The organism is Pseudoxanthomonas sp. PXM02 (assembly GCF_014851805.1).
Lineage (GTDB): Bacteria > Pseudomonadota > Gammaproteobacteria > Xanthomonadales > Xanthomonadaceae > Pseudoxanthomonas_A.
Genome location: NZ_JACVAK010000001.1, coordinates 1246563 through 1262743, shown reverse-complemented (window position 1 = coordinate 1262743; position 16181 = coordinate 1246563). Strand labels below are relative to the sequence as shown.

General features: G+C 67.8%; 15 protein-coding genes. All 15 read left to right on the top strand.

The features are described 5' to 3' along the window. Positions 1 to 183: 183 nt before the first annotated feature. The 15 genes from IB225_RS06175 (at position 184) to pal (ending at position 16166) form a co-directional block, all read left to right on the top strand. Entirely contained in the window at positions 184 to 3378 is a 3195-nt protein-coding gene (locus tag IB225_RS06175; RefSeq protein WP_192310313.1) for an efflux RND transporter permease subunit, read from the top strand. Next, positions 3375 to 4502, top strand: a complete 1128-nt coding sequence (locus IB225_RS06170) for an efflux RND transporter periplasmic adaptor subunit (RefSeq protein ID WP_192310312.1) — start codon at positions 3375 to 3377, stop codon at positions 4500 to 4502. Before IB225_RS06175 ends, IB225_RS06170 begins: the two co-directional genes overlap by 4 nt. A gap of 41 nt (positions 4503 to 4543) precedes the next feature. Beyond that, the gene (locus tag IB225_RS06165; RefSeq protein WP_192310311.1) at positions 4544 to 5185 is read left to right on the top strand and encodes an alpha/beta fold hydrolase; all 642 of its coding nucleotides are present in this window, start codon (positions 4544 to 4546) and stop codon (positions 5183 to 5185) included. 57 nt (positions 5186 to 5242) lie between these two features. Further along, positions 5243 to 5974 carry a YebC/PmpR family DNA-binding transcriptional regulator gene (locus tag IB225_RS06160; protein ID WP_192310310.1) on the top strand — a complete coding sequence of 244 codons (732 nt, stop codon included), beginning with the start codon at positions 5243 to 5245 and terminating at the stop codon, positions 5972 to 5974. Positions 5975 to 5983: 9 nt separating this feature from the next. Then, positions 5984 to 6505, top strand: a complete 522-nt coding sequence (gene ruvC, locus IB225_RS06155) for a crossover junction endodeoxyribonuclease RuvC (protein ID WP_192310309.1) — start codon at positions 5984 to 5986, stop codon at positions 6503 to 6505. Continuing rightward, entirely contained in the window at positions 6502 to 7089 is a 588-nt protein-coding gene (gene ruvA, locus IB225_RS06150; protein WP_192310308.1) for a Holliday junction branch migration protein RuvA, read from the top strand. Before ruvC ends, ruvA begins: the two co-directional genes overlap by 4 nt. A 52-nt stretch (positions 7090 to 7141) precedes the next feature. Further along, positions 7142 to 9064: a potassium transporter Kup gene (locus IB225_RS06145; protein ID WP_192310307.1), complete on the top strand. Its 1923-nt coding sequence runs from the start codon at positions 7142 to 7144 to the stop codon at positions 9062 to 9064. A 60-nt stretch (positions 9065 to 9124) separates the two neighbouring features. Next, entirely contained in the window at positions 9125 to 10279 is a 1155-nt protein-coding gene (locus tag IB225_RS06140; RefSeq protein WP_225583286.1) for a DUF418 domain-containing protein, read from the top strand. A 41-nt stretch (positions 10280 to 10320) separates the two neighbouring features. Next, positions 10321 to 11361: a Holliday junction branch migration DNA helicase RuvB gene (gene ruvB / locus IB225_RS06135; RefSeq protein WP_192310305.1), complete on the top strand. Its 1041-nt coding sequence runs from the start codon at positions 10321 to 10323 to the stop codon at positions 11359 to 11361. Between the two features lie 51 nt (positions 11362 to 11412). Beyond that, positions 11413 to 11868 carry a tol-pal system-associated acyl-CoA thioesterase gene (ybgC, locus tag IB225_RS06130; protein WP_225583285.1) on the top strand — a complete coding sequence of 152 codons (456 nt, stop codon included), beginning with the start codon at positions 11413 to 11415 and terminating at the stop codon, positions 11866 to 11868. Between the two features lie 39 nt (positions 11869 to 11907). After that, positions 11908 to 12681 (top strand): protein TolQ, encoded by a 774-nt coding sequence (tolQ, locus tag IB225_RS06125; RefSeq protein WP_192310304.1) that lies wholly within the window; start codon positions 11908 to 11910, stop codon positions 12679 to 12681. Positions 12682 to 12693: 12 nt separating this feature from the next. Then, complete coding sequence (locus IB225_RS06120) at positions 12694 to 13137, top strand: ExbD/TolR family protein (protein ID WP_192310303.1); 444 nt, start codon at positions 12694 to 12696, stop codon at positions 13135 to 13137. Further along, on the top strand, positions 13127 to 14167 hold the full coding sequence (tolA, locus tag IB225_RS06115; protein ID WP_192310302.1) for a cell envelope integrity protein TolA: 1041 nt from the start codon (positions 13127 to 13129) through the stop codon (positions 14165 to 14167). The genes IB225_RS06120 and tolA overlap by 11 nt, the downstream gene beginning before the upstream one ends. Positions 14168 to 14268: 101 nt before the next feature. Further along, entirely contained in the window at positions 14269 to 15585 is a 1317-nt protein-coding gene (gene tolB, locus IB225_RS06110) for a Tol-Pal system beta propeller repeat protein TolB (RefSeq protein WP_192310301.1), read from the top strand. Between the two features lie 65 nt (positions 15586 to 15650). Then, the gene (gene pal, locus IB225_RS06105; RefSeq protein ID WP_192310300.1) at positions 15651 to 16166 is read left to right on the top strand and encodes a peptidoglycan-associated lipoprotein Pal; all 516 of its coding nucleotides are present in this window, start codon (positions 15651 to 15653) and stop codon (positions 16164 to 16166) included. Positions 16167 to 16181 lie beyond the last annotated feature (15 nt).

The following is a 16181-nucleotide window of genomic DNA, read 5'->3' as shown; positions in this document are numbered from 1 at the left end:
GTGACTTTAGCGCGATGAAGTGTGGGGTCGCATCGGCGCGCTGGTGTGATTTGCAGAATCAGGCAAGTTTCGCGCAGCAATGCACTAACCGCCAGCCTGCGCGCTGTCCTATCGTGCATCCGTGCCGTCGCGTTGCGCGATGCGGCGGCATCACCTCCCCCAAGGCTGACGGAAAACATCCCGATGTGGATCGTCGAATACGCGCTGTCGCGCCGATACACCATCGGCGTGCTGGCCATCCTGATCCTGCTGTTCGGCGTGCAGTCCGCACGCCGCATGCCCACCGACATCCTGCCGGAAGTCGGCATCCCGTCGGTCAATGTCATCTGGACGTACAGCGGCCTGCCCGCGGCGGAGATGGCGGCCAAGCTGACCTCGTTCTCCGAGATCGCCGTCCTCAACAACGTCGACGACATCAAGGAAGTCCGCTCGGAAAGCCTGAGCGGCGTCGGCATCGTGCGGGTGGATTTCCAGCCTGGCGTGAACCTGGAGCGCGCGCTGGCGCAGATCACCGCCGTCTCGCAGACCATCCTGCGGCGCATGCCGCCCGGTACGTCGCCGCCGCTGGTGGTGCGCAACAACCTCTCCAGTACGCCGGTGCTGCAACTGGTGCTGTCGTCGGACGGCCTGAGCGAAGCGCAGCTGTTCGACTACGCGCGCCTGCAACTGCGGTCGCAGATCCAGTCCATTCCCGGCATCCGCATGACGCTGCCGTACGGCGGCGCGGCGCGGCAGATCATGGTCGACCTGGATCCGCGCGCGCTGCAGACCTACGGCCTGACGCCGGCGCAAGTCACCGGTGCGCTGGAGCGCGGCAGTCCCACGCTGCCGTCCGGCACCATCCGCGAAGGCACGCGCGAGCTGCAGATCGCGCTGGAAACCAGCCCGGCCGAGGCCGCCGGCTTCCTCGACCTGCCCATCCTGGCGCGCGGCGGAAACGTCATCTATGTGCGCGACGTGGCCTCCGTCCGTGACGGCGGCGCGCTGCAGAGCAATATCGCCCGCATGGATGGCGCCAGCGCCGTGTCGGTGGCGCTGATCAAGATGGGCGGCGCCAGCGCGGTGGAAATCGTCCGTTCGGTGCGCGAACGCCTGCCGGAAATCGAAGCCTCCGCACCGCCCGGCATGCGCATCGTGCCGATCTTCGACCAGTCGGTGTTCGTCGACAACGCGATCGCCTCGATCCAGCACGAGGCCGTCCTCGTGGGCGTGCTGGTGGCGCTGGTGGTGCTGGTGTTCATCGGCTCGTGGCGTTCCAGCCTGATCGTCCTGTCGGCGATCCCGCTGGCGCTGCTGGCCTCGGTGACCATGCTGTACCTGCTCGGTTACACCTTCAACGTGATGACGCTGGGCGGGCTGGCGCTGGCCATCGGCATCCTGGTCGACAACGCGGTGGTCGACGTAGAGAACACCAACCGCCACATCGCCGAGGGCAAGGACGTGCGCAGCGCGATCCTGGCCAGCGCGAAGGAAGTGGTGTTCCCCGAATTCGTCTCCACCGTGTCCATCTGCATCGTGCTGACGCCGATCCTGCTGATGACCGGCCTGTCGGCGTGGGTGTTCACGCCGCTGGCACTGGCGGTGATCTTCGCGATGGCGGCCTCGTTCCTGCTGTCGCGCACGCTGATCCCGGTGCTCTGCTACCTGCTGCTGCCGGCCGACATCCGCAGCCGCGCGGCGCCGCGCTGGGCGGCCGAGCGCCGCCTGCTGGCGGTCAACCACAAGGTCGAACACGCGCTCGACGGATTGCGCGAACGCCACCATGCGCTGCTGGTGCGGCTGGGCCATCACGGTGGCGTGCTGCTGCTTGTCGCGTTGCTGATGGTGGGCGCGGGCGCGGTGTCGGCGCTGTCGCTGGGCCGCGAATACTTCCCGCATGTCGACGCCGGCCAGGTGCGCCTGCAGGTGCGCCTGCCGACCGGCCTGCGGCTGGAGGAGACCGCGCAGCGGCTGGCCGACATCCAGCGCGAGATCCGCGACATCGTGCCGGCGGCCGAACTGCAGACCGTCTACGAGCAGATCGGCATTCCCGACGCGGTCAACCTGGCGTGGGTGGACAGCGCGGTGGTCGGCGCGTTCGAAGCCGAAGTGATGCTCCAGCTGCGCAGCCCGCATGGCCCCAGCGCGGACTACCTGGCGAAGATCCGCGAGCGCGTGGCGCAGAAGTATCCGGACGTGAAGGTGTTCGAGCGTCCACCCGATGCCACCAGCCGCACGCTGGCCGGCTCCGCGGTCGGTGCGCTGGAAGTGCGCGTCAACGGTCGCGATGCCGCCGGCAACCTGGTGCTGGCGCGCGAACTGGAATCGCGCCTGCGCGACGTACCCGGTGCGGTCGACGTGATGCTGCGCCAGGTGCTGGACCTGCCCGAGTACTACATCGCCATCGACCGTACGCGTGCGGCGCAACTCGGCATCAGTGCACAGGATGCGAGCCGTGCGGTGCTGGCGGTGCTCGGTTCGGCCGGCACGGTGAGTCCGGTCTACTGGGTGGACCAGGCCAATGCGACGTCCTACACCGTGCAGGTGCAGGCGCCGCCGGCCAGCCTGTCCGGCATCGAGACCCTGCTCAACACGCCACTGCGCATCGGCGCGGACGGCCAGACGGTGCTTCTGCGCAACATCGCGCAGGTGTCGCCGCGCACGGTGCCGGCCAGTGTCGGCCGCACGATGATGGCGCCTACCGTCAGCGTGATGGCGAACGTGCAGGGCACCGACCTGGGCGCGGTCTACACCGCACTCGGCGGCATCGTGAAGGAGCTGGAGCCACGGTTGAAGCCGGGCAACCGCATCGAGATCGTCGGCCAGGCGGGCGAGATGCAGAACGCCTATGGCGAGCTGGCCAGCGGCCTGCTGATGTCGGCGGTGCTGGTGTTCCTGGTGCTGGTGGTGAACTTCCAGTCGTGGATCCAGCCGCTGGTGGCGATGTCGGGACTGCCGATCGCGATTGCCGGCGCCGCGGTCGGCCTGCTGGTCACCGGCACGCCGCTCAGCGTGCCCGCGTTGATGGGCGTGATGATGGTGATCGGCGTGTCCACGGCCAACAGCGTGCTGGTGACCAGTTTCGCCCGCGGCCTGATCGCCGACGGGCACGATCCCGAACTGGCCGCGTACGAAGCCGCTGCCGTGCGCCTGCGCCCGGTATTGATGACGGCCGCGGCGATGGTGCTGGGCATCATCCCGATGGCGCTGGGCATGGGCGAGGGTGGCGAACAGAACGCGCCGCTGGGCCGCGCGGTGATCGGTGGCCTGTTGTTCGGCACGCCGGCCACGCTGGTCATCGTGCCGTCGATCCTCGCCGTGCTCGGCCGCCGCCAGCGTCGCCAGCAAGAATCCCGTACAGAACCCGGCGCAGAACCCGCCGATGGAGTTGCGATATGACCGCGATGCCAGTCCCGCACCGGCGGACGCCGGCCCTGATCCTCACTGCGTTGGCGCTTGCGCTGTCCGCGTGCAGCCGTGGCGAAGCGGAAGCACCCGCCGCGCAGGCCGTGCCGGAGGTGCTCACCGCGCAGGCGCGCGCAGCTGAGGCCGAGTTCACCATGACGCTGCCGGCACGCGCGCTGGCCGGCGAGACCGCGCAGATCTATCCGCGCGCCACCGGCTTCGTCACCGAACGGCGTGTGGACCTGGGCGATGCGGTGCAGGCCGGCCAGGTGCTGGCGGTGATCGCCAACCCGGAAGCCGACCAGTCGGTGCGCGAAGCGCAGGCCGAACTGGTGCGCGCACGCGCGTCGCTCGAACTCGCCCGCGTGAACTATGACCGTGCCGCAGCGCTGGTGGAGTCCGGCGCCATCTCGCGTGAACTCTTCAGTGATCGCAGCGCCAATCGCGATGCCGCGCAGGCGGCGTTGGCGGCGACGCAGGCGCGACTGGACAGCGCACGCGACCGCCAGGGTTTCCAGCAGGTGCGCGCGCCGTTCGCGGGCGTCATCGCCGCGCGCAACGTGGATCGCGGCGACCGCGTGGTTGGCGATGCCGCCACGGCGACACCGTTGTTCGAACTCAACGCGCTCGATCCGCTGAGCATCTTGGTCGACGTGCCGCAGGGCGCGGCCTTACAGGTGCGCCCGGGCCTGAAGGCGGGCGTCGCGTTCCCCGAGCTGCCCGGTCAGCGTTTCGATGCGGAGATCGTGCGCAGTGCGCAGAGCATTTCCGACGATGCCGGCGGCATGCGCGTGGAACTGCGGTTGCCGAATCCCGAACACCGCATTCCCGCCGGCATGGTCGGGCAGGTCAGCCTGCAGGTGCCGCGTGCCGCGCCTGCGGTGATCGTGCCGCTGTCGGCGATCTCGGGACCGGCCGGACGTTCGCGCGTGGCGCGCGTCGGTGCCGACTCGACGCTGGAATTCAAACCCGTCCTGCTCGGCCGCGATCTCGGTGGCGAAGTGGAAGTGCTGGATGGCCTCGCCGTCGGCGACCGCGTGGTGCTGGCACCGAACGCGCTGCTGCAAGCGGGCGCGCGCGTGACGGTGAAGGCGCCGCCGCCCGAAAAGAAGCCCTGAGGACGTTGGCGGATGCCGCCCGCTTGAACGACACTGGCGGCATGGAACATGTCACGGAAGAACCCGCGTCGCGCATCGTGCTCGTACACGGCATCTGGAACGCCCGCTCCTGGCTGATGCCACTGGCGCGGCGGCTGCGCAGCGAGGGATTCCAGGTCGATGTCTTCGGCTACCCCAGCATCGTCGGCGGCCCCGAACCGGCCATCGCCGCGCTGACGGCGCGACTGCGCAACGGCGGCCCCGTGCATGTCGTCGGCCACAGCCTGGGCGGCCTGGTCGCGCTGGAAGCGCTGCGGCGCGCGCCCGATCTGCCGGTGCAACGCGTGGTCTGCCTGGGCTCGCCCCTGCTGGGCAGCCACACGGCGCGCACCCTCGGGCAGCGCCGGTGGACCGCGCCTGTGCTGGGCCGAAGCGCGGGCCTGCTGCAGGCCGGCTGCCCGCCGTGGGAGGGAACGGTGCCGGTCGGCATGGTGGCGGGCAATGTCGCCCGCGGCATCGGCCGCCTGATCGCCCGCTTCGACGATGCCTCGGACGGCACCGTGGGCCTGGCCGAGACCCGTCTGCCCGGGCTCGCTGCGCACTGCATCGTGCCCGCCAGCCATACCGGCCTGGTGTTTTCCGCCGACGCCGCGCGCCAGGCCGCCCGTTTCCTGCGCGAAGGCCGTTTCGAGGGGCAGGACTGACGCCCGCACGGGCGCGCGTATAATCCGCGCCCTTGTCAGTGCACTCCGGATGTCACCATGGGCAGAGGCCCGTCAATCGAAGCCCGCAAGAACGCCACCGACGCCAAGCGGGGCAAGATCTTCACCAAGATCATCCGCGAGATCGGTGTGGCCGCCCGCGCCGGCGGCGGTGATCCGGCCAACAACCCGCGCCTGCGCGCGGCGGTGGACAAGGGCCTGTCGGCCAACATGTCGAAGGACGTCATCGAGCGCGCCATCAAGAAGGCGACCGGTGAGCTGGAAGGCGTGATGTTCGAGGAAATCCGTTACGAAGGCTATGCCCCTGGCGGCGTCGCCGTGATCGTCGACTGCCTGACCGACAACCGCGTGCGCACCGTGGCCGAAGTGCGCCACGCCTTCGGCAAGCACGGCGGCAACATGGGCACCGAAGGCTCGGTCGCCTTCATGTTCAAGCGCCTGGGCGTGCTGAGCTACGCGCCGGGTGCCGACGAAGAGAAGATCACCGAAGCCGCCATCGAGGCGGGCGCCGACGACATCGTGGTGTATCCGGACGATGGCTCGATCGACGTGGTCACCACGCCCGACGCCTTCCAGGCGGTGAAGGATGCGATGACGGCCGCCGGCCTGGCGCCGGACCATGCGGAGACCACCTATCGCGCCGACAACGACATCAGCGTGGAGGGCGAAACCGCCCTGCAGGTGAAGAAGCTGCTCGACATGCTGGAAGACCTGGACGATGTGCAGGACGTCTATTCCAATGCCGACCTGGGCGCCGACGCGTACGCGTAAGCTGATCCCGTGACCCGCATCCTCGGCATCGATCCCGGCTCGCAGCGCACCGGCATCGGCATCATCGATGTCGATGCCGCGGGCAAGGTGACCCATGTCCACCACGCGCCGCTGGTGCTGCTGGGGGCGGAGGATTTTCCGCAGCGGCTGCGCGTGCTGCTGGACGGACTGACTGCCGTCATCACGACCTGGCAGCCGGACGAAGTGGCGATCGAAAAAGTGTTCATGGCGCGCAATCCCGACTCGGCGTTGAAACTGGGGCAGGCGCGTGGTGCCGCCATCAGCGCGGTCGTGCTGCGCGACCTGCCGGTGCACGAGTACGCGGCCAAGGAAGTGAAGCTGGCCGTCGTCGGTCGCGGCAGTGCCGAGAAGACGCAGATCCAGCACATGGTCGGCATCATGCTGAACCTGCACGGCAAGCTGCAGGCCGATGCCGCCGATGCACTGGCGGTCGCCATCACCCACGCACACGTGCGCGCCACGGCCAAGCGCCTGGGCGTGAGTTCGCAACTGGCCTGGAGCAGGAAATGATCGGACGTCTTCGCGGCATCCTGGCGTACAAGTCGCCGCCCTGGCTGGTGATCGATGTCGGCGGTGTCGGCTACGAGCTGGAAGCGCCGATGAGCACGTTCTACGACCTGCCGGACGTCGGTCGCGAAGTGCTGCTGTTCACCCACTACGCGCAGAAGGAAGACAGCGTGTCGCTGTACGGCTTCCTGCGCGAAGGCGAGCGCCGGCTGTTCCGCGACGTGCAGAAGGTCACCGGCATCGGCGCGAAGATCGCGCTGGCGGTGCTGTCCGGCGCCAGCGTGGACGAGTTCGCGCGCATGGTGCAGGCCGGCGACATCACCGCGCTGACGCGCATCCCGGGCATCGGCAAGAAGACCGCCGAACGCATGGTGGTGGAACTGCGCGATCGTGCCGCGGACCTGATGGGCACGGGCGTGGGTGGCATTACCGCCTTGCCGGTCGATCCGCAGTCCGAAGCCACGATCGCCTTGCAGCAACTGGGCTACAAGCCGGCTGAAGCCGCCCGCATGGCGCGCGATGCCGCCGCGCCCGGCGACGATGCGGCCATGATCATCCGCAAGGCCTTGCAGTCCGCGTTGCGCTGACCGTTGCCCTAGAGCATCCCTTCACTTTCACAGCGCTACCCTTCCGGCCGCCATGTCCACCCCTTCGCATCCTGCGTCGCCCGCCTCCCATGGCCATCACCACGGGCACGGCAATGCCAGTCTCGCCACCCTGGTCATCGGCGCCATCGGCGTGGTGTTCGGCGATATCGGCACCAGCCCGCTGTACACCCTGAAGGAAGCGTTCTCCGGCCACTACGGCCTGGTCGCCAACCACGACACCGTGCTTGGCGTGCTGTCGCTGGTGTTCTGGGCGCTGACGATGGTGGTCACCATCAAGTACGTCACCATCATCATGCGCGCCGACAACGAGGGCGAGGGCGGCATCATGGCGCTGATGGCGCTGGCCCAGCGCAGCCTGGCCAAAGGGTCGCGATCGGCGTACCTGGTGGGCATTCTCGGCATCTTCGGCGCATCGCTGTTCTTCGGTGATGGCGTGATCACGCCGGCCATCTCGGTGCTGTCGGCGGTCGAAGGCCTGGAGGTCGTCGCGCCACAGATGCACAGCTGGATCGTGCCGATCACGCTGCTGGTGCTGGTCAGCCTGTTCGCCACGCAGCGGTTCGGTACCGCCAAGGTGGGCAAGGTCTTCGGCCCGATCACCGTCACCTGGTTCCTGGTGCTGGCCGTGCTGGGGGTGATCAACATCACCCATGAAACCGAGGTGCTGCATGCGATCAACCCGGTATGGGCGGTCAATTTCTTCCTGACGCACCACTGGCACGGCATCTTCATCCTGGGTGCCGTGGTGCTGGCAGTGACCGGTGGCGAAGCCATCTATACCGACATGGGCCACTTCGGCGCACGGCCCATCCGGCTGGCGTGGTACTGGTTCGTGCTGCCGGCGCTGATGCTGAACTACCTGGGGCAGGGCGCGCTGATCCTCGAGAATCCGGCCGCGATCAAGAATCCGTTCTACATTGGCGTGCCCGAGTGGGGCCGCATCCCGATGATCGTGCTGGCCACCGCGGCCACGGTGATCGCGTCGCAGGCGGTCATCACCGGCGGCTTCTCGATCGCGCGCCAGGCCATGCAGCTCGGCTACATCCCGCGCATGCACATCAAGCACACCTCGCACGACACCATCGGCCAGATCTACATCCCCGGCATCAACTGGATGATGATGATCATCGTCATCGGACTGGTGCTGGCGTTCCGCAGTTCGTCTGCGCTGGCGACGGCGTACGGCATCTCGGTGTCGGCCACCATGCTGATCGACACGCTGCTGCTGGCCATCGTGGCGCGCGCGCTGTGGCCGAAATGGCGCCGCTGGGTGCTGCCGCTGTGCGCGCTGTTCCTCGTCGCCGACGTTGCGTTCGTGATCGCCAACGGCGCGAAGATCCTGCAGGGCGGCTGGTTCCCGGTGGTGCTGGGCACGATCCTGTTCACCCTGTTGCGCACCTGGCGTCGCGGCCGCGAACTGCTGACGGCCGAGATCCGCAAGGACGGCATCCAACTGGATACCTTTCTGCCCGGCCTGATGCTGGCACCGCCCGTGCGGGTGCCGGGAACCGCTGTGTTCCTGACGGCACAGACCGGCATGGTGCCGCACGCGTTGCTGCACAATCTCAAGCACAACAAGGTGCTGCACGAGCGCAACGTGTTCCTGACCGTCGAGACGCTGACGGTGCCGTATGCGCCGCCGGCGAAGAAGCTGAAGATCGAATCGATCGGCGACGACTTCTATCGCGTGATCGTGCGCTACGGTTTCATGGAGACGCCGGACGTGCCGGCGGCGCTGATGCGCTCGTGCGACAAGGGCGGCATCTACTTCGATCCGATGGACACGACGTATTTCGCCAGTCGCGAGAGCGTGGTCGCCATCCGTCGCCGTGGCATGCCGATCTGGCGCGACAAGCTGTTCGCGGTCATGCACCGCAATGCCGCGCCGGCGACCGGCTTCTTCCGCATTCCCGGCAACCGGCTGGTCGAACTGGGCGCGCAGGTCGAGATCTGACCGCGCATGACGGGCGAGGCGGTGCCGTACACTCGGTCATCGCCCACGCCAGGATGCCGGATGCCAGTGCATGACCGATTGACGGTACTCGATGTCCTCCGTGGCATCGCGATCCTCGGCACGCTGGGCACCAACATCTGGATCTTCATGTATCCCGGCGGCCTGCTGGGCTATCTCGAAACTGGCTGGGGCCAGTCGGACGACATGCACTGGGGTGTGCTCGCCCTGCAGCAGCTGACACAGGGCAAGTTCCTCGGGCTGCTGGCGCTGATGTTCGGCATGGGCATCGCCCTGCAGCAGCGGTCCGCGATCGCCGCGGGCATCCGCTGGCCGGGTCCGTATCTGGTGCGTGCGGCGCTGCTGTTTCTCGATGGCGTGCTGAACTATCTGTTCGTCGTCGAATTCGACGTGCTGATGGGCTACGCGCTCACCTCGGTGGTCGTTGCCTTCATGTTGCGGCTGGGAAGCCGCGGCAGGACGGCGTGGCTGGCGGTCGCCGCCAGCGTGCATTTCATGTTCCTGGGTCTGGTGGTACTGGCACTGGCGGTCTTCGGGGGCGATATCTCGACTGGGGAGACCGCTGCCGGCGGATCGGGCTGGTGGGACATGGTGCGGTCGCGCATCGAGCACGTCTGGCTGTTCCGCGAAGAGATGTTCTTCATCGCGCCGATGAGCGTGGCGCTGTTCCTGCTGGGCGCGCGCTTACTGGAGGCGGGGGTCTTCGAAGCGCGAGGTGCACGCTTGCGCCGCTGGCTGATGGGGGTGGGGCTCGGCATCGCATGGCCCCTCGACATGGCGTTGGGTGTGTTCGGCAGTGATGCCGGGATCATGGCCGGGCGCTACGGCACGGCCCCGTTTGTCGCGATGGGCCTGCTTGCGGCGGTAGCCGAGGCTTTCCACCGGCGCCCGCAGCCCGGTGTGCTCGGGCGCAGGCTGGCCGAGGTAGGGCGCATGGCGCTGAGCGGTTACGTGCTGCAGAACCTGCTGGCATCGGTGCTGTGCTACGACTGGGGCCTGGGTCTGGCGCGACGCGTGCCCGAGGCCTGGTCGGTGCCGGCCACCGTGGGGATCTATCTGCTGGTCGCGGCCTGCGTGATGCTATTCGCCCACCTGTGGCAGCGGCATGCGAAGCGGGGGCCACTCGAGTGGCTGTGGCACGTCTCGTATCTGCGACTGACGCGCGGGTCACGAACGGGCGGTGCCGTCGCGGTCTGATCGAGCGGCCGCGGGACGGATCCCTCCGTCATAATGGGCGCATGACCGCCGACCGCATCATCGACTCGTCCGCCACGCGCGAAGACGACGCCATCGAGGCCAGCATCCGCCCCAAGCGACTGGACGAGTACCTGGGCCAGAAGCCTGTCCGCGAGCAGCTGGACATCTACATCCAGGCGGCGAAGGGGCGTGGCGAGGCGCTCGACCATGTGCTGATCTTCGGGCCGCCGGGCCTTGGCAAGACCACGTTGAGCCACGTGATCGCCAACGAGTTGGGCGTGAACCTGCGGGTGACCTCCGGCCCGGTGATCGAGAAGGCCGGTGACCTGGCCGCGCTGCTGACCAACCTGCAGCCACACGACGTGCTGTTCGTCGACGAGATCCACCGCCTGTCACCGGTAGTCGAGGAAGTGCTGTATCCGGCGATGGAAGACTTCCAGATCGACATCATGATTGGCGAGGGCCCGGCCGCGCGTTCGATCAAGCTCGACCTGCCGCCGTTCACCCTGATTGGCGCCACCACGCGCGCCGGCCTGCTGACCGCGCCGTTGCGCGACCGCTTCGGCATCGTGCAGCGGCTGGAGTTCTACTCGCCCGAGGAGCTCACCCGCATCGTGCAGCGCTCGGCCCGCATCCTCGGCATGGACTGCGTGCCGGAAGGTGCCGCCGAGGTCGCCCGTCGCGCACGCGGCACGCCGCGCATCGCCAACCGCCTGCTGCGTCGCGTACGCGACTACGCCCAGGTCAAGGCCAACGGCCACATCGACGTGGATGTCGCCCGCGCCGCGATGCGGATGCTGAAGGTGGATCCGGAGGGCTTCGACGAACTCGATCGCCGCATGCTGCGCACCATCATCGACAGCTTCGACGGCGGTCCCGTGGGCGTGGAGTCGCTGGCGGCGGCGCTCAGCGAGGAGCGCGGCACGCTGGAGGACGTCATCGAGCCCTACCTGATCCAGCAGGGCTTCCTGATCCGTACCGCACGCGGCCGCATGGCCACGCGCAAAGCCTACCTGCATCTGGGACTGACGCCGAAGGGCAGGGTGCCGGAATCGGGCGACGCGTCCGGCGAACTGTTCTGAGCCCGACTGGTTTCAGGTTGGTATGCACCACACCGTGCGGGAGCGCATGCTTTGACGACTGATTCGACGACGATCGCCGTGGATGCGGCTCCGTTCATCTTTCCGACACGCGTCTATTGGGAAGATACCGACGCCGGTGGCGTGGTGTACCACGCGCAATATGTCGCCTTCCTGGAACGGACCCGTACCGAATGGTTGCGGGCCGGGGGTTACGCCCAGGAGCGACTGCGCCAGACCCACGACCTGGTGTTCGCCGTCCGCGCGATGCGTCTGGATTTCCTGCGCCCCGCCCGGTTGGATGATCTGCTGCAGGTGAGCGCGCGCATCCACCAGTGCAAGCGGGCCAGCGTGGTCTTCGCCCAGTCCATCGAACGGGACGGCGAGGTGCTGCTGACCGCCGAAGTGAAGGTCGCTGCGCTGCGCGCGTCGACGTTCAAACCCGTTGGGCTGCCTGACACGTTGTACGAAGAGTTCCGCCGGCTCGAGAACCCGGGCCAGCCGCTTTAACCCGATACGCAATACGAACCGAGAGACGAGGAACGACGGATGATCGCAACGCTGCTGGCCTTCCAGGAAGTCGTGACGGAGGCGCTGCCCCCGGAAACCACGGCTGCCGCCGCAGAGGCTGCCGCCGCCACCACGCACAGCGGGATCAACTACATCGACCTGATGCTCAAGGCGAGCCTGCCGGTGCAGCTGATCGTGCTGTTGCTGCTGGTCGGATCGGTGATCAGCTGGGTGATCATTTTCCGCAAGGGACGCGTGTTCAAGACCGCGAACCGGGACGCCGACGAGTTCGAGGGCCGGTTCTGGTCCGGTGCCGAACTGCACAAGCTCTATGCCGGCGCCGCCGACCGCAACCGCGTGGTCACCGGCCTGGAAGCGATCTTCGAAGCGGGCTTCCGTGAGTTCACCCGCCTGCGCGACAAGCGCGGACTGGACGGACGCGCGCAGCTTGAAGGTGCCCAGCGCGCCATGCGCGTGACCTACACGCGCGAAGTCGACCAGCTGGAGCGCAACCTGGAACTGCTGGCCAACATCGGCTCGACGGCGCCTTACGTGGGCCTGGTCGGCACGGTGTTCGGCATCATGGTGACCATGCACGACATGCTCAACAGCGGTGAGCAGGCCGGCATCGCCGCCGTCGCGCCGGGTATCTCGGAAGCGCTATTCGCCACTGCCATCGGCCTGTTCGTCGCCATTCCCGCCGTGTGGGCCTACAACCGTTTCACCACCCGCGTCGAGCGGCTGGCCGTGCGCTACGAGAGCTTCGCCGAGGAGTTCAGTTCCATCCTGCAGCGCCAGAATTCGGGCGAGTAAGCGGAGCTGCCCATGGCCGGAAGCATCATCCATCGCAAGCGGCGCAAGCTGAAGTCCGAGATCAACGTCGTGCCGTACATCGACGTGATGCTGGTGCTGCTGATCATCTTCATGGTGACCGCACCGCTGCTCACGTTGAGCGTGGACGTGAAACTGCCGTCGTCGAACGCGAAAGCGGTCGAGACGCGCAACGAGCCCGTCATCGTCATCGCCTATCCGGATGGCCGCTATGGCCTGAAGCTACCGGAGGCCAAACAGCCGCAGGTGCTGGATGCGGCCGCGCTGGAGGCACAGGTCGCTGGCATCCGCGCCGAGCAGGGCGATGAGTTGCGCATCATGGTCGCCGCCGAAGGCGCCGCGCCGTACCAGAAGGTGCTCGACGCGATGGACGTGCTGCGCCGTGCCAAGGTCGGCAATGTCAGCCTGATGACCAACGCGGGTGGCAATGCACGCTGAGGTGATCCAGCGCCAGCGCCCCCCGCAGGACGAGGGGCTGGGCCGGGCGGTGGCGTGGGCCATCGGCCTGCACGTCCTGCTGCTTGTCGTGCTGCTGGTGTCGCCCTACTTCAAGTGGGATCGCGAGCGCCTGAATGCCGCGGGCTCGCAGTCGATGGAGGCCACGCTCGACGTATCCGCCGCCGACCAGCGCGCGGTCGAGCGCGCGCTCGACTTCCAGCCGGAGCCGGTGCCCGAGCCCGTGCAGGAGTCGGCACCCGAGGACACCATCCCGCCGCCGCAGCCGATCCCCGAACCTGCGCCGCAGGACGCCCCGGTCGAGCGGCAGGCGCAGGCGCAGGAGCGCATCCCGGTCCCGGACGATATCGACCAGGACGAAGCCCGCCGCGATGCCCTTTCGCAGGAGAAGGCGCGCCAGGAACAGGACGCCAAGCGTCGTCAGGAACAGATCGACCTGACCGAACGTAAGCGCCAGGAGCAGGCCGAGCAGCAGCGTCGCCTGGCCGCCCAGCAGGAAGAGGACCGGCAGAAGCGCGTCGCCACCGAGGCGGCGCAGAAGGCTGAAGCCGAGCGCCAGAAGAAGATCGAGGACATCCGTCGCCAGCGTGCGCAGGCCCAGCGTGAGCAGCAGTTGGCCGAACAGAAGCTTCGCCAGCTGGCGGATGCGCGTGCGCGGCAGGCCGCCAGTGCGGCGACGCCCACGACCGCGCCCGCCGCCGGTCCGGCTGGTAGCGGCGGCACCGACGAGGACCTGCGGGGTCGCTACGCCGCCGCCATCCAGGAGGCGGTGCTGCGCCAGTGGACGCGGCCCGAGTCGATCCCGGTGGGGACGCGTTGCCGGGTCGTGATCCGCCAGCTACCGGGAGGCGAGGTGGTCAGTGCGGAGGTCCAGCCGGGCTGCGCGATGGATGCCGCGGGCCAGGATTCGGTCGAGCGCGCCGTGCTGAAAGCCCAGCCGCTGCCGTATCGGGGCTACGAATCGGTGTTCGCCCGGACCCTGACACTGAACTTCGAAGCCCGGGACCGCTGACTTCACGCGGCGTTTCGCCGCACTCCGTTCACAATTGTTAAAACGTTCACGCGTGGGCTGGTATCCCTTTGCCGCCCCGTTCAACCGCAGAGCCGTTGCCCATGAAGAAACCGCTGCGCTGGTTTGCCCTGTTCCTGCTCGCTCTCGTCCCCGCGCTGGCATCCGCCCAGCAGCAGGGGCTGGAGATCGACATCATCGGCGGCAACGCCTCGGCCCTGCCCATCACGGTGGTGCCGATGCCCTACCAGGGTGGCGCGGCGCCGCCGACCGATGTATCGGCCGTGGTCCGTGCCGACCTCGAGCGCTCGGGTGCTTTCCGCACCCTCCCTGAGGCCCGCATCACCGAGCGCCCTACGCGGGGTAGCGAGGTCCAGTACCCGACGTGGCGCGCGCTGCGGCAGGATTACCTGGTGGTCGGCCGCGTGGCTGATGCCGGCGATGGCAGCTACCGGGTGGAATACGAGCTGTTCGACGTGGCCAAGCAGGAGCGGCTGCTGGGCGAGGTCAAGACCGCGCGCGCCAACGCGCTCCGCGATGTCGCCCACCAGATGGCCGATGCGATCTACGAGAAGATCCTCGGCGTGCGCGGCGCGTTCTGGACCCGCATCGCGTATGTCACCGCCGCGGGCACCGGCAAGGCGACACGCTATGCGCTGATGGTCGCTGACTCCGACGGTTTCAACCCGCAGACGGTGGTGCGCTCGGCCGAGCCGCTGCTGTCGCCGTCGTGGAGCCCGGATGGCCGCAAGCTGGCCTATGTCAGTTTCGAAAGCGGCAACTCGGCCATCTACATCCAAGACATCTCGACCGGCGCGCGCGAAAAGGTCGCCAGCTTCCGCGGCATCAACGGCGCGCCTTCGTTCTCGCCCGATGGTCGCCAGTTGGCGCTGACCCTGTCGCGCAGCGGCAACCCCGAGATCTACGTGATGGACCTGGGCAGCCGTTCGCTGCGGCAGCTGACCACCACGTCCGCGATCGATACCGAGCCGGTGTGGAGTCCGGACGGCAGCAGCATCTACTTCACCTCCGACCGCGGTGGTCGTCCGCAGATCTATCGCGTACCGGCTGCCGGTGGCAGTGCCAGCCGCGTGACGTTCGAAGGCAACTACAATGCCACCGCCAGCCTTGCCTTCGATGGCAAGAAGATCGCGGTAGTGCAGGGCAGCGGCAACAATTACCGCATCGCCCTGATGGACAGCAGCCTGGGCGGTGCCCGCTGGACGTCGCTGTCGCCGGGCTCGCTGGACGAGTCTCCGAGCTTCGCCCCCAACGCGAGCATGGTGCTGTATGCCGCGCGCGAAGGCGGACGCGGTGTGTTGTATGCGGTCTCGGCCGATGCGCGCGTACGCCAGCGTCTGGTGGTCGCGAATGCCGATGTCCGTGAGCCGGCGTGGTCGCCCTACCGCACCCAGCGTTAATTTTGTGTCTACAATGTGCTCCCCGGTTCCACCGATCCCCCGTTCAAACGACGCAAGGAATGATCATGAACAAGACCACCCGTGTTCTGCTGCTCTCCATGATGTCCGTCGCCGTGCTGGCTGGCTGTAAGAAGGACGTCAAGCCGACCGCGCCGACCGACACCACGACCACCACCCCGACCACCCCGACGACTCCGACCACCTCCGGCCTGTATGGCCCGGACGATCTGGATACCGACGCCTGCCTGCGCCAGCGCGTGGTGTATTTCGATCTGGACCAGGACGCCCTGAAGCCGGAGTTCCAGGCCATCATGGCGTGCCACGCCAAGTACCTGCGTGACCGTCCGTCCTCGCGCATCTCGCTGGAAGGCCACGCCGACGAGCGCGGCAGCCGCGAGTACAACCTGGGCCTGGGCGAGCGCCGCGGCAATGCCGTGAACTCGGCCCTGCAGGCGAACGGTGGTTCGGCCAGCCAGCTGACCGTGGTCAGCTACGGCGAAGAGCGTCCGGTCTGCACCGATTCCAGCGAGTCCTGCTGGTCGCAGAACCGTCGCGTCGAGATCGTCTACACGGCGAAGTAAGCCGTCATCGTCACG

What these genes read in the sequence shown, in the direction of transcription:
- IB225_RS06165 (WP_192310311.1), top strand. Translation starts at nt 4,544, where the DNA reads ATGGAACATGTCACGGAAGAACCCGCGTCGCGCATCGTGCTCGTACAC.
- IB225_RS06145 (WP_192310307.1), top strand. Translation starts at nt 7,142, where the DNA reads ATGTCCACCCCTTCGCATCCTGCGTCGCCCGCCTCCCATGGCCATCAC.
- IB225_RS06140 (WP_225583286.1), top strand. Translation starts at nt 9,125, where the DNA reads ATGCCAGTGCATGACCGATTGACGGTACTCGATGTCCTCCGTGGCATC.
- ruvB (WP_192310305.1), top strand. Translation starts at nt 10,321, where the DNA reads ATGACCGCCGACCGCATCATCGACTCGTCCGCCACGCGCGAAGACGAC.
- IB225_RS06120 (WP_192310303.1), top strand. Translation starts at nt 12,694, where the DNA reads ATGGCCGGAAGCATCATCCATCGCAAGCGGCGCAAGCTGAAGTCCGAG.
- IB225_RS06175 (WP_192310313.1), top strand. Translation starts at nt 184, where the DNA reads ATGTGGATCGTCGAATACGCGCTGTCGCGCCGATACACCATCGGCGTG.
- IB225_RS06170 (WP_192310312.1), top strand. Translation starts at nt 3,375, where the DNA reads ATGACCGCGATGCCAGTCCCGCACCGGCGGACGCCGGCCCTGATCCTC.
- tolA (WP_192310302.1), top strand. Translation starts at nt 13,127, where the DNA reads ATGCACGCTGAGGTGATCCAGCGCCAGCGCCCCCCGCAGGACGAGGGG.
- pal (WP_192310300.1), top strand. Translation starts at nt 15,651, where the DNA reads ATGAACAAGACCACCCGTGTTCTGCTGCTCTCCATGATGTCCGTCGCC.
- tolQ (WP_192310304.1), top strand. Translation starts at nt 11,908, where the DNA reads ATGATCGCAACGCTGCTGGCCTTCCAGGAAGTCGTGACGGAGGCGCTG.
- IB225_RS06160 (WP_192310310.1), top strand. Translation starts at nt 5,243, where the DNA reads ATGGGCAGAGGCCCGTCAATCGAAGCCCGCAAGAACGCCACCGACGCC.
- ruvA (WP_192310308.1), top strand. Translation starts at nt 6,502, where the DNA reads ATGATCGGACGTCTTCGCGGCATCCTGGCGTACAAGTCGCCGCCCTGG.
- tolB (WP_192310301.1), top strand. Translation starts at nt 14,269, where the DNA reads ATGAAGAAACCGCTGCGCTGGTTTGCCCTGTTCCTGCTCGCTCTCGTC.